Source organism: Thermoanaerobaculia bacterium, assembly GCA_035260525.1.
Classification (GTDB): domain Bacteria; phylum Acidobacteriota; class Thermoanaerobaculia; order UBA5066; family DATFVB01; genus DATFVB01.
The window spans coordinates 1-12,924 of sequence record DATFVB010000083.1; the positions used below are offsets into that span (position 1 = coordinate 1).

8 protein-coding genes are annotated in these 12,924 nt (G+C 69.2%); 7 read left to right on the forward strand and 1 reads right to left on the reverse strand.

Annotated features, from left to right (window positions below; genetic code table 11):
• The coding region (locus VKH46_04015; protein ID HKB69984.1) for a helix-hairpin-helix domain-containing protein at positions 1-632 on the forward strand (632 nt) is incomplete at its 5' end.
• A 260-nt stretch (positions 633-892) separates the two neighbouring features.
• On the opposite strand, the gene acnA is transcribed toward VKH46_04015, so the two are convergent.
• Complete coding sequence (gene acnA / locus VKH46_04020) at positions 893-3,688, reverse strand: aconitate hydratase AcnA (protein HKB69985.1); 2,796 nt, start codon at positions 3,686-3,688, stop codon at positions 893-895.
• A 179-nt stretch (positions 3,689-3,867) separates the two neighbouring features.
• Here acnA and VKH46_04025 point away from each other — a divergent pair, with 179 nt between their 5' ends.
• From VKH46_04025 to VKH46_04050, 6 genes are all read left to right on the forward strand, one after another.
• Positions 3,868-7,293, forward strand: a complete 3,426-nt coding sequence (locus tag VKH46_04025; protein ID HKB69986.1) for a sialidase — start codon at positions 3,868-3,870, stop codon at positions 7,291-7,293.
• A 608-nt stretch (positions 7,294-7,901) separates the two neighbouring features.
• Positions 7,902-10,751, forward strand: a complete 2,850-nt coding sequence (gene uvrA / locus VKH46_04030) for an excinuclease ABC subunit UvrA (protein HKB69987.1) — start codon at positions 7,902-7,904, stop codon at positions 10,749-10,751.
• Positions 10,751-11,704, forward strand: coding sequence for an FHA domain-containing protein (locus VKH46_04035; protein HKB69988.1), 954 nt, complete (start codon positions 10,751-10,753; stop codon positions 11,702-11,704). Before uvrA ends, VKH46_04035 begins: the two co-directional genes overlap by 1 nt.
• A gap of 184 nt (positions 11,705-11,888) precedes the next feature.
• Positions 11,889-11,996, forward strand: a complete 108-nt coding sequence (locus tag VKH46_04040; protein HKB69989.1) for a hypothetical protein — start codon at positions 11,889-11,891, stop codon at positions 11,994-11,996.
• Between the two features lie 204 nt (positions 11,997-12,200).
• Complete coding sequence (locus VKH46_04045; GenBank protein ID HKB69990.1) at positions 12,201-12,431, forward strand: DUF6429 family protein; 231 nt, start codon at positions 12,201-12,203, stop codon at positions 12,429-12,431.
• Positions 12,415-12,924, forward strand: a 510-nt coding sequence (locus VKH46_04050; protein HKB69991.1) for a hypothetical protein, incomplete at its 3' end; no start/stop codon positions are given. The genes VKH46_04045 and VKH46_04050, both read left to right, overlap by 17 nt.

A 12,924-nucleotide genomic window follows, 5' to 3' on the forward strand; every position in this document is an offset into this window, starting at 1 on the left:
CCGACCTGTCGAAGGCGGGAGTGGGCGCCGCGACGATCCGGAAGCTCGGGCCGCTCGTAACGGCGGGCGGTGCCGCCGCGGCTCGGCCCACGAGGGCCGGGAAGGCGGCCGCGCCGGCGTCCCCTGGCATGGTCGACATCAACACCGCGTCGCAGAAAGAACTGGAGGGGCTGCCCGGAGTCGGCGTCGCGACGGCGAAGAAGATCATCGCCGGCCGGCCCTACTCTTCCGTCGCCGATCTGTCCCGCGTGGGAGTTTCCGCGAAGACGATCGAGAAGCTCGCGCCGCTCGTGACGGCGGGCGCCGCGGGAACCGCAGCTGCTCCGTCGGCTCCGGCCCTACCGCCCGCTCCGTCGCGCCGCGGCGAAGCGGCCCCGGCTCCGGCCCCGCCGGCGCCCTACGCTGAGGCGCCGTCTGCTCAGGCGCCCTCGGCGCAGGAGACGGAGACGCCGACGCCCCAGGTTCGGACGCCTCCGTCGGCGGGAATGGTCTGGGTGAACACGGCGACGAAGGTCTACCACCGCGAAGGCGATCCGTGGTACGGCCGGACGAAGGCCGGCAAGTTCATGACGGAGGCCGACGCGATCAAGGCGGGGTATCGCGCCTCCAAGCAGAGCATGCCGAGGAAGTAATCTCCGCCTCCGCCGTTACCGTGCTCGAAGGCCGCGGTTCAGCCGCGGCCTTTTCTCGTCCGGGGCGCGCACGAGCCAGGTCCGGGCCCAGCCGTTACGCGTGAAGAACGAAGGAGCGACGACGCACGAGAAACGCGCCGAGGCGCGAGCCCGGCGGGATGCGGGCGCCCGATCCCGCGGCCGCGGCGTACCGGGGCGTACGTTAAGGCCGCGGGTCGTGGCGCACGCGCCCGCCCGGCTCGATGCATCGGCGCGTCTCCCTAGACTGCCGCCAGCATCGACCTCAAGACGAACGGCAGGATGCCGCCATGCCGGTAATAGTCGCCCTCGTTGGGCGTGTCGACCCGCGAGAGGACGGTGAAGCTCTTCGCCGTCCCCGTGGGTGAGACGGCGCGCACCTGCATGAGCTTTCCGGGCGCGAACCCGTCGGCGATCCCGCCGATCGAGAAGATTTCCTCGCCCGTCAATCCCAGAGTCTCGGCGCTTTCGCCCGCGGCGAACTGCAGCGGCAGCACGCCCATCCCGATCAGGTTGCTTCGGTGGATGCGCTCGAACGATTCCGCGATCACCGCGCGGACGCCGAGGAGGAGGGTGCCCTTGGCCGCCCAGTCGCGCGACGACCCCGAGCCGTACTCCTTGCCGGCGAGGATCAGCAGGGGGATTTCCTCGGCCCGGTACTTCTCGGCGGCGTCGAAGATCGACATCGTCTCGCCGCCGGGGAGGTGCCGCGTGACGCCTCCTTCCGTGCCGGGCGCGAGCTTGTTGCGCAGGCGAATGTTCGCAAACGTTCCGCGCACCATGACCTCGTGGTTGCCGCGGCGGGAGCCGTAGGAGTTGAACTGCGCCGGCGTGACTCCGTGCGCGACGAGATAGCGGCCGGCCGGACCGTCTGCGGCGATCGATCCAGCGGGAGAAATGTGGTCGGTCGTGACGGAATCGCCGAGGAACGCGAGCACGCGCGCGCCGCGGATGTCGGCAAGGGGAGTCGGCGTCTTCGGGAGATCGTGGAGGAACGAAGGGGACTTGATGTACGTCGAGTCCGGCCAGCCGTAGCGGGTTCCGCCGGGCACCTCGATCGAGTTCCACTCGGCTTCTCCCTCGAAAACCTTCGCGTACGTCCTGCGGAACTGGTCCGGCCGGACGGCGGCGCGCATCGTGTCGGCGACCTCCCGGGGCGCGGGCCAGATGTCCGCCAGATGCACGGGAGCGCCGTCCTTGCCGGTCCCGATCGGATCGCGCGTCAGGTTCACGTCCATGCGGCCCGCGAGCGCGTAGGCGACGACGAGCGGGGGAGACATCAGGTAGTTCGCGCGCACGAGAGGATTGATGCGCCCCTCGAAGTTGCGGTTGCCGGAGAGGACGGCCGCGGCGACGAGATCGTGGTCCTTCACGGCTTTCCCGACGGCCTCCGGGAGCGGACCGCTGTTGCCGATGCACGTCGTGCAGCCGTAGCCGACCAGCTGGAAGCCGATGCGGTCGAGCGCCTCCTGGAGACCCGCCTCGCGGAGATACTCGGTGACGACCTTCGAGCCGGGGGCGAGGCTCGTCTTGACCCAGGGAGGCACCGAGAGGCCGCGCTCGACGGCCTTCTTCGCGAGCAATCCCGCGGCGATCATCACGGAGGGATTCGACGTGTTCGTGCAGGAGGTGATCGCCGCGATGACGACGGAGCCGTGGGTGAGCTCGACCGTCTTCCCCGCGAGCGGGAGCGTTGCCGTCGTTCTGAGGTGTCCGAGGTCCTCCGGCTGGTCGAGCTCGGCGGGAAGCTTCTGAGGGTTTCCCCCTTCCCCCACCCACCGCTCGACGGCGGTCTTCGTCACTTTCGCGTTGCTCTTCTCGAGGATCTGAGCGAGCGCCCGCCGGAACTCCCGCCGCGCGTCGGAAAGCGGGACGCGGTCCTGCGGCCGTTTCGGCCCGGCGATCGACGGCTCGACGGTCGCGAGATCGAGCTCGAGGCGGTCGGAGAACTCCGGCTCGGCGCCGTGCCCGAACGTCCCCTGCTCTTTCTGATACGCCTCGGTCAGGGCGACGACGGCCTCGTCGCGCCCCGTGAAGCGGAGGTACCGGAGCGTTTCGTCGTCGACGGGGAAGAAGCCCATGGTCGCCCCGTACTCCGGGGCCATGTTCGCGATCGTCGCGCGGTCGGCCACGGCGAGGGCCGGGACGCCCGGCCCGAAGAACTCGACGAACTTGCCGACGACCCCCTTCTGCCGCAGCATCTCCGTCACGGTGAGCACGAGGTCCGTCGCGGTCGCGCCCGGCGACAGCGCGCCGGAGAGCCGGAAGCCGACGACCTCGGGGATGAGCATCGAGATCGGCTGCCCGAGGAGCGCCGCCTCGGCCTCGATCCCGCCGACGCCCCAACCGAGCACGCCGAGGCCGTTGATCATCGTCGTGTGCGAGTCGGTCCCGACGAGCGTGTCGAAGTAGGCCAGCGGCGTTTCGCCGGAGCGCGGCTCGACGAAGGTGACGCGCGCGAGGAACTCGAGGTTGACCTGGTGCACGATGCCGGTATCCGGCGGAACGACGCGGAAGTCGTCGAATGCCGTCTGTCCCCACTTGAGGAAAGAGTACCGCTCGCCGTTGCGCTCGAACTCGATCCGGGCGTTTTCGGCGAACGCGCCCGGTTTCCCGAAGACGTCGACCTGCACCGAGTGGTCGATGACGAGGTCGGCGGGACGGAGCGGGCTGATCCGCGCCGGATCGCCTCCCCACGCCGCGACGGCGTCGCGCATCGCGGCGAGATCGACGACGCACGGCACGCCCGTGAAGTCCTGGAGGAGGACGCGGGCGGGGGTGAACTGCGTTTCGCGCGAAGGCTTCGCCTTCGGGTCCCACGACGCGAGCGCCGCGATGTCGTCCTTCTTCACGACGCGTCCATCCTCGAGCCGCAGCAGGTTCTCCAGCAGGATCCGCAGCGAGACGGGGAGCTTCGACACGCGCGGGAAGCCGGCCTTCTCGAGCGCGCGGAGCGAGCGGATCGCGTACGGGTCTCCGGCCGCGCCGATCCGGGCGCGCGTGCCGAAACTGTCGAGGAAAGTCTTTGCGTTCTTCATCGATTCCTAGCCTATCGCAACGATCCGGACGGAGAGGATGCGAATGCACCATGCGCGCCGCCGTGCGCCCGCGGGGCGCTCCTTCGTGGAACCTTGCGCCTCCGCGATAGAATTCGACCGCTTTTCGGCGAACGAAACGAGCGAGAACGCGGGCGCCTGCCGCGTGTGGAGGAAGACGCATGAAGCGGATCACGGCGGTGTTCTGGGTGCTGGCGGCGGTCCTGGCGGTCCCCGTGTTCGGCCGCGCGCCGGCGCCGGAGGCTTCCGATCCGGCGGAGACGCCGGCGAGACCGAAGCGCGCGTTCCCGGAGGAGGCGAAGAAGACGGTCTCGGCGCAGCCCGAGGAGGAAGAGAAGCCGACGCCGGAGGAGGCCGAGGCCGAGAAGAAGGCCGGACCGTTCGCCAACCTCAAGTTCCGCTTCATCGGTCCTCCCGGCAACCGCGTGAGCGCCGTCGTCGGGGTCCCCGGCGACCCGAACGTCTATTACGCCGGGGCGGCCTCCGGCGGCGTCTGGAAGTCGATCGACGGCGGCGGCCACTGGAAGCCGGTCTTCGACAAGGAGGACGCGCAGTCGATCGGAGCGATCGCGATCGCGCCGTCGGATCCCAACGTGGTCTGGGTGGGGACGGGCGAGACGTTCATCCGGAGCAACGTGTCGCTCGGCGACGGCGTCTACAAGTCGACCGACGCCGGAAAGACCTGGAAGCACATGGGGCTCGAGAAGACCGGCCGCATCGGCCGCGTGATCATCGACCCCCATGACCCCGAGACCGTTTTCGTCGCCGCCCTCGGGACCTGCTACGGACCGCAGCCCGAACGGGGGGTGTTCCGGACGAAAAACGGCGGGAAGACGTGGGAGCGGGTGCTCTTCGTCGACGAGAACACGGGAGCTTCCGATCTCGCGATGGATCCGACGAACCCCCGGATCCTGTTTGCCGGGACGTGGCAGATCGACATCAAGACGTGGGGAAGGAAGAGCGGGGGCCCGGGGTCGGGCGTCTTCGTCTCGCGGGACGGGGGAACGACCTGGAAGCGGATCAAGAAGCACGGCCTCCCCGATCCGCCGCTCGGTAAGATCGCGGTCGCCGTCGCGGCGAGCGATCCGGACCGCGTCTACGCGCTGATCGAGACGGGCGACAAGGGGTCTTTGTGGCGCTCCGACGACGGCGGCAAGGAATGGAAGCTCGTCAACCGCAGCCGGCTCTTGAACGAGCGGCCGCACTACTACACGCGCATGCTCGTGATGCCCGACAACGCCAACGAGGTCTACTTCCCGTCGAACTCGATGGGGGTGACGTACGACGGCGGCGAGACGGCCGATCAGGTCGACTGGGCGGGCGACAACCACGACATGTGGGCGGACCCGAAGGACCCGAGCCGGATGATGATCGGAAGCGACATCGGCGTCGTGATCTCGACGACCCGCGGCAAGAAATGGAGCTGGACGCGGCTTCCGATCGCGCAGATGTACCATGTCGCGACCGACACCCGGATCCCCTACGACGTGTACGGCCAGATGCAGGACGGCGGCTCGATGCGCGGGCCGAGCCGCAACCCCGGGGGCGAGGGTATTCCCCCGGCGCTCTGGACGACGACCGCCGGCTGCGAGACGGGGTGGAACACTCCCGACCCGGTCGACCCGAACGTCGTGTGGGGCGGGTGTTATGCGGGCGTCGTCGAGCGCTGGGACGCCCGCACGGGAATGAGCCGCTCCGTGTCGGTCTGGCCCGAACGGACGATGGGGGCCAACGCCGGAGAGGTCAAGCTGCGGATGAACTGGACGTTCCCGATCGCGATCTCCCCGCACGACCACGACACAGTTTACGTCGGCAGCCAGTACGTCCACGAGACGACCGACGGGGGCGTGCACTGGAAGACGATCAGCCCGGACCTCACGACCAACGACCCGTCGATGATGGGCGACTCGGGAGGCCTCACGGTCGACAACCTCTCGGTCGAGTACGCCGGCGTCGTGTTCTCGATCGCGGAATCGCCTCTGTCGAAGGGAGAGATCTGGGCGGGTACCAACGACGGCGTCGTCCAGGTGACGCGCGACGGGGGCGCGCACTGGACGAAGGTGACGCCGCCGAAGGCGATGCTTCCCCCGAAGGGAACCGTCGAATCCGTCGAGCCGTCCCGGTTCGAGAAGGGGACCTGCTACGTCTCCGTCGATCTCCATCAGGTCGACGATTTCGATCCCTTCCTCTTCAAGACGACCGACTGGGGAAAGACGTGGAAGAGGATCGCCGGGAACATCCCGAAGAGCCCGCTGTCGTACGTTCACGTCGTTCGCGAGGACCCGTTCCGGAAGGGGATGCTGTACGCGGGCACGGAGAACGGCCTCTGGGTCTCCTTCGACGACGGCGGGCGCTGGATTCCTCTCCAGGGGAAGCTCCCGCACGCTCCCGTCTACTGGCTGACCGTCGAGCCGCGCTTCCGCGATCTCGTCGTCGCCACGTACGGCCGCGGTTTCTGGATCCTCGACGACGTCACCGCGCTCGAGAAGTGGGACGAGCCGAAGAAGCCGGAAGCGGACGTGGCGCTTTTTCCCACGGTCCCCGCGTACCGGTTCCGGGCGGTCTCCCAGCCGGCGTACGCCCCGGTCGGCGCCGCGCGCGGGAAGAACGGCCCCGACGGGGCGCTCATCACCTACTGGATGAAGAAGGAAGTCCCGAAGCCGAAGAAGAAGGACGACGGCGAGTTCGAGCTCCCCGAGAAGGAGAAGCCGCCGCTCGTCGCGATCCGGATCTACGACGCCGCCGGGAACAAGGTGCGGTCGCTGCGCGGCTCGAACGAGAAGGGATTCAACCGCGTCGACTGGGACCTCCGGTACGACCCGGTCCGGGAGGTGCGGCTGCGTGCGACGCCGCCGGGGAACCGGCACGTCCGGGAGGAGAAGCGGTTCGTCGGAAGGGACCGCCGGCCGGTCCTCTACTACGGGATCGAGGAGGCGGGCCAGGGGCCTCTCGTGCCGCCGGGAACGTACACCGTGAAGCTCGACGTCGAGGGAAGCCAGTACGCGACGACCGTCGAGGTGCGGAAGGACCCGAATTCCGCGGGAACGGAGGCGGACGTCGAGGAGGGAACGAAGTTCGCGCTCGCGATCTGGCGCGACACGAACGCCGCGGCCGAAATGATCAACCGGCTCGAGTGGGGCCAGCTCCAGATCGAACGCCTCCGCAAGATGGTGCACGCCGAAAACGGCGACGCGAGCCTGCTCGACCAGACCGCCGCGCTGGCGAAGAAGATGGCGTCGATCGAGGCCGACCTGCTCCAGCCGACGATCTCCGAGGAAGACCAGAAGTCGTTCCGGGGCCCGCTCGGCCTGTACCTGAAGCTCATCTGGCTGAACGCGGAGGCCTCGACCGGCGCCGCCGACGTCTCGGGAAACGCGGACTTCGGACCGACGCAGCCCGAGCGCGACGTCTTCGCGCTCCTGGACGGGCGTCTGAACGAGACGCGGAAAGAATTCGACGACGTCTTCGGGACGGACGTGCCGGCGTTCAACCGCACGATGGAAGGAAAGGGAATCGGCGCGATCATGCCCGTCGAGGAAGTGCTGCCGGAGTTCCCGCCGGCGAAGGAAAAGAAGGAAGAAGACTGAGGGGCTCGCTCGCGCGGCCGCGGGATCGCGAGACGGAGGAGGCGACGCGCCGCGGGCGGGTCCTGCCGCGGTGCGCCCCGTCGGGACCGCTCGGCGCGGTTGACGGATAGGGTTACAGGACCGTGCGCGGCGACCGGCTCCCGACGGGATTCGCACCGCGTCACCCGCACGGCGCGTCGCGACTTCTGACTCGCGATCCCGCGGCGGACGCTCGCTTCGCTGACGTCGTCCGTGACGGACGACAGAGTGGAGGCGGCGCCTTGCGGCGCGGCGCTGAAGGACGCGGCGCGAATCCGGTGCGCCGCGCGACTCGGTTTGTTTGGCGTGTCGACGACGCGCGGACCGGAGCGCGATCCTGCCGCGGCGCGCCCCCACCTAGAGCCGTGAGCAAGGCGAAGCCGCCGCCTCCCCTCGCCCGGCGGGAGAGGGTGGCCGCCGCAGGCGGCCGGGTGAGGGGCGCGGAGCGGCGGCGCGAGCTGTTTCGGAGGCGCGTATCGTCGCGTGCGGTTCGCTTGCCCGACGAACGGAGCTTCACGGCGATGGGCCGTTGACCGTCCCTGCCGGATGACGGAGAATACCTGTTTGGCCTGACACGGCCAGGGAGCTCCATGGGCGCATCGAAGGGGCGCGAGCCGATCCGCATCGTCGGGGCGCGGACCCACAACCTCAAGAACATCTCCCTCGACATCCCGCAGGGCCGGCTCACGGTGATCACCGGCGTCTCGGGCTCGGGGAAGTCGTCGCTCGCGTTCGACACGCTGTACGCCGAGGGGCAGCGCCGATACGCCGAGTCGATGTCGACGTATGCCCGCCAGTTCCTCGAGAGGCTCGACCGGCCCGACGTCGACTCGATCGAACCGGTTCCGCCGGCGATCGCTCTCGAGCAGAAGAACGGGGTCACGAACGCGCGTTCGACCGTCGGCACGCAGACCGAGATCGCGGACGCGATGCGGCTCCTCTTCGCGCACGGCGGGGAAACCGTCTGTCCCGACGACGGCGCGGTGGCCAAGCGCGGCGGAATCGACTTCGCGGCATCGGCGATCCTCGCGCTGCCGCCCGGCACCCGCGTGACGCTCGTCGCGCCCGTCCCTCTCGGCGCCACCGCGGCGGACGCCGAAGCGCTGCTCGCGGAGCTCAAGCGTGCCGGGTTCTTCCGGGCCCTGGCCGCCGGCGGCGAGGTCGAAGAGATCCCCTCGGAGCCGGAGGCCCTCGCCCTCCTCCGGGAAACCGGCGGCGCCCTGCCGGTCGTCGTCGGACGCTTCCGGGTCTCGCCGGAGAGCGCGCCGGAGATCGAGAGCGCCGTCGCCGCCGCGTTCGCGATGGCCGGGACCCTGCGCGCGCGGATCCACGACGAGGCGGCCGTCGGGACGAAGACGTTCCGCCGCGGTCTCTTCTGCCCCGAGTGCGGCCGCGAGTTTCGCGATCCGACGCCGGCGCTCTTCGCGTTCAACTCCCCGCTCGGCGCCTGCGCGGCGTGCCAGGGGTTCGGCCGCGTGATCGGGATCGACTGGGACAAGGTCATCCCCAATCGCGATCTCACGCTCGACGAGCGGCCGATCGCCCCGTGGAACACGCCCGCATACGAGTCGGCCTACGACGATCTCTTTCGGGCGGGAAGGAAGATCGCCCTGCGCCGGCACGTCCCGTTCTCCGCCCTCTCGGCGGCCGAGCGGGCGCTCGTCGAGAAGGGGAGCGGCAAATTCTACGGCATCTCCGGGTTCTTCGAGTGGCTCGAGACGAAGCGCTACAAGGTCCACGTGCGGGTGCTGCTCTCGCGCTATCGCGCGTACACGCGCTGCGCCGCGTGCGGCGGCGGCCGCCTCGTGCCGGAGGCGGGATGGGTGCGCTTCCGCGGCAAGACGATGGCGGAATTGAACGACGTGCCGGTCGGCGAGCTCGCCGCGTGGTTCGACCGGGTCGAGCTCTCGGCCCGCGAGCGCGAATCGCTCTCCTCGGTGTTCGGCGAGATCCGTTCACGCCTCCGTTACTTGAACGAAGTCGGGCTCGACTATCTCACCCTCTCCCGCGCCGCCCGGACGCTCTCCGGAGGGGAGGCCCAGCGGATCGGACTCGCGTGCGCTCTCGGCGGGGCCCTGACGAACACGCTCTACGTCCTCGACGAGCCGACGATCGGGCTCCACGCCCGCGACACCGGGCTGCTGCTGTCGATCCTGCGAAAGCTCGCCGATCGGGGCAACACGGTGGTGGTCGTCGAGCACGATCCCGACGTGATCGCCGCCGCGGACCGCGTCATCGACCTCGGCCCGGAGGCGGGCGCCAAGGGGGGCGAGCTCCTGTTTTCCGGGACGCCTTCGGCGCTGCGGCGCCTGCCGCAGAACCGGACCGCCGCCGCGCTGCGCCGGCGCGAGGGGCGGATCGCTTCCCCCGGCAACGTCGTCGCCTTCCGCCGCGGCCAGGAGCGAGCGATCACGATCGTCGGCGCGCGCGAGCACAACCTGAAGAACGTGACCGCGCGGCTTCCGCTCGGGCGCCTCGTGTCGGTGACGGGGGTCTCGGGCTCGGGAAAGTCGACGCTCCTGCGCGACTGCTTCTTCCACGTCTACCAGCGGCGGGTGAAGGGCGTGGCGGCCGTCGAGATCGGCGCCGTGGACGAGATCCGGGGCCTCGAGCACGTTTCCGACGTGCTCTTCGTCGATCAGTCGCCGCTCGGCCGGTCGGCGCGCTCGAACCCCGTCACGTACACGAAGGCCTACGACGAGATCCGGCGCGCGTTCGCGGCGACCGGTCGCGCGCGCGCGACGCGGGTCACCCCGCGCGACTTCTCGTTCAACACCGCGGGAGGGCGCTGCGAGGCCTGCCAGGGGACGGGGGTCCTCACGATCGACATGCAGTTCCTCGCCGACGTCGTCGTGACCTGCGACCGGTGCGACGGGCGGCGGTTTTCCCCGAAGGTTCTCGCGGTACGATACCGGGGAAAGAACATCGATGACGTGCTCCGGATGACGGTCGCCGAGGCGATGACGTTCTTCGCCGACCTGCCGAAGGTGACGCGCCGCCTCGCGCCGCTCGCGGAGGTCGGGCTGTCCTACCTCCCGCTCGGGCAGCCGACCTCGACGCTGTCGGGGGGCGAGGCGCAGCGGCTGAAGCTCGCGTCGTTCCTCGAGGAGAAGAGCTCCCCGCGGGGCAACCTGTTCCTCTTCGACGAGCCGACGACCGGGCTCCATTCGGGCGACGTCGACGTCCTGCTCGCGACGTTTCGCAAGCTGATCGCGCGCGGCCACTCGGTCGTCGCGATCGAGCACCACCTCGATTTCATCGCCGCCTCGGACTGGGTGGTCGACCTCGGACCGGGAGGCGGGCACGGCGGCGGCGAGGTCGTGGCGGAAGGAACTCCGGCGGAGATCGCCTCTTCCCCGCGCAGCGAGACCGGCCGTTTTCTCGCCCGGCGCCCGCCGGCCGAATTCGCCGGCCCCGGCATGCGCCGGGCCCCGCGCTGATGCCGCTTCCCCGGAGCCAGGGTTGGTCGTACGTCCTGCGCTACGGCGGCCGCGAGATCCCCGTTTCCGACGGCGACGTGGTGCTCGGCCGCAGCCACAGCGCGGGGATCCGGGTCGACGAGGAGTCGGTTTCGCGCTCGCACGCCCTCCTGACACTCCGGGAGGGACGAGCGGTCATTCGCGACCTCGGCTCCTCCAACGGCCTCTTCGTCGCCGGACGCCGCGTCGCGGGGCAGGCGGCCGTCTCGGACGGCGACACGATCGGTCTCGGGAGCGCGACGCTGACGTTCTCCGTCATCCCGCCTCCGGACCTCGAGACCCGAACGGCGATGATCGCGACGGTCCCGGGAGGCTCGCGTCCTACCGAGACGGCGACGCAATTCATTCCCCTCGAGGCCGCCGCGCCGGCGCCCGCGCTTTCCGGCGGCCGGCCGCGGCGCGCGCGGTCGCTCGAAGACTTCGTCATCGGGGGCGAGGCGGAGGAGGCCCCCGCGATGGAGGCGCGCATCGAGACGTTCGACCCGGCGCCGATCGGCGCGAGGATCGCCTCGGCCGTCGTGGACCTGTTTCTCTCGGCCGCGATCGCCTTCGTCTGCTTCGTCCCGGCGCTCATCGCGATCCTCACGCATGGCAGCCTTCGCGAACGCTCCGGAAGCGGCCTCGCGTTCTGGGCGCTCGTCGGCTTTTGCGGCGCCGTCGCGCTCGGCGCGGTGATCGTGTATTACCTGAGCGGCTGGTGCGGCCGCGGAGCGACGATGGGGCAGCGCTCCGCCGGCGTGCGCCTCGTCTCGGAGAACGGAGGTCTCGTCGGCGGCGGCCGCGCGTTCCTGCGCTTCGCCGTCGTCCTGCTCTACTTCGGGACGGCGGGGCTCCTGGCGCTGACAGTGATGTTCGACCCGGAGCAGCGAGGATTGGCGGACAGGGTGTCGCGGTCGAGGGTGGTCGCCGCCTAGCAGTGCGCCGGCCGAGCGCGCTCGTAACGGAATTCGGCAAAGGCGTCAGACGCGGCAACCGGCGCGTCGTGCAGAGGGGCGGTCCGGCGGGCGGTACGCGACGCCGGGATCGACGAGCCGGCTTCCTGCCACACCCTCCTCGTTCGCGACGCACCTCCTCGAGAGCGGGTACGACATCCGAACGATCCAGAACCTGCTGGGCCACAAGGACGTCTCGACGACGATGATCTACACCCATGTCCTGGACCGGGGAGGCGTCCGCGGCGTGCGGAGCCCGGCGGACGCCCTGTGACGGACCATGTCCCCGAATGGGAGGACACGCGATGAGGAGGCAGCGGAGATGGAAGCGATCGGTACGCACGAGCGGAATCAGGGATTTGATTCTAAAATGGAGCAATCATGAAGCGCCAATTCGGCCGACTCGGTTCGCGTTTCTCCGTTTCGCTTAGTACGCCTAATTACATGTTGGGCGCGCCAAAGGAGGCCTAGGCTCAGCATGGCCTACGATGAATCAAAGATTGACGAGGCGGCTCTCGCCCTTCTCTATCTGACCCTTCACGATCAGTTTCGTGCGTGGAAAGGCATGGACTGGGAGGTGATGGGCAGGCTTCACGAGAAGGGCTGGATCACGAATCCCGTCAGCAAGACCAAATCGGTTCTGTTCACCGACGAAGGCCTCGAACAGGCTCGGCTATTCGCGGAGAAGCTGTTTGGCAAACGCGGCTAACATCGGCTTGCAGCGGACTTCGGCCTGCGGCCTTGCCGCTGAAGCCGGGCCGTTGGGCCCCGGGCAAGGTCTCGTCATCATGCACCCGTTGTGTCGCCTATCCATCGGTTTATCGCTCTATCTCGTCAGTATCGGTAGCAGCGTTCTCAGGGCCGATCCCCGACCGACTGAATTTACCTTTTTCTCGGCGTCCTCTGAATTCGTGCTGGCTCCGGATGAACAAAGCCTTTTGTTTTCCGAGAACGGCCCAGACGGCGTGGTCTTGAAGGCTGCGGATCTAGGAACAGGACGAGTCGTGATCCTTCGACAGCTCCTGCCAGAGGGAGCCTTCGAGCATTTTGCCGTCGTTCCCGGGCGTCTTCGGCACATTCTCGCTGCGGCCCAATACGGCGGCGGCGTCAACGCGCCTTGGTTCGTATGGCTGTTGAGTCTGACGGGTGAGGATGACCACAATTGTGAGCTCGGCGACGCCGGCACTGACGGTGAGCTCGCC

Coding starts and splice junctions, on each gene's coding strand:
- acnA (HKB69985.1), bottom strand. CDS start 3,688: ATGAAGAACGCAAAGACTTTCCTCGACAGTTTCGGCACGCGCGCCCGG.
- VKH46_04025 (HKB69986.1), top strand. CDS start 3,868: ATGAAGCGGATCACGGCGGTGTTCTGGGTGCTGGCGGCGGTCCTGGCG.
- uvrA (HKB69987.1), top strand. CDS start 7,902: ATGGGCGCATCGAAGGGGCGCGAGCCGATCCGCATCGTCGGGGCGCGG.
- VKH46_04035 (HKB69988.1), top strand. CDS start 10,751: ATGCCGCTTCCCCGGAGCCAGGGTTGGTCGTACGTCCTGCGCTACGGC.
- VKH46_04045 (HKB69990.1), top strand. CDS start 12,201: ATGGCCTACGATGAATCAAAGATTGACGAGGCGGCTCTCGCCCTTCTC.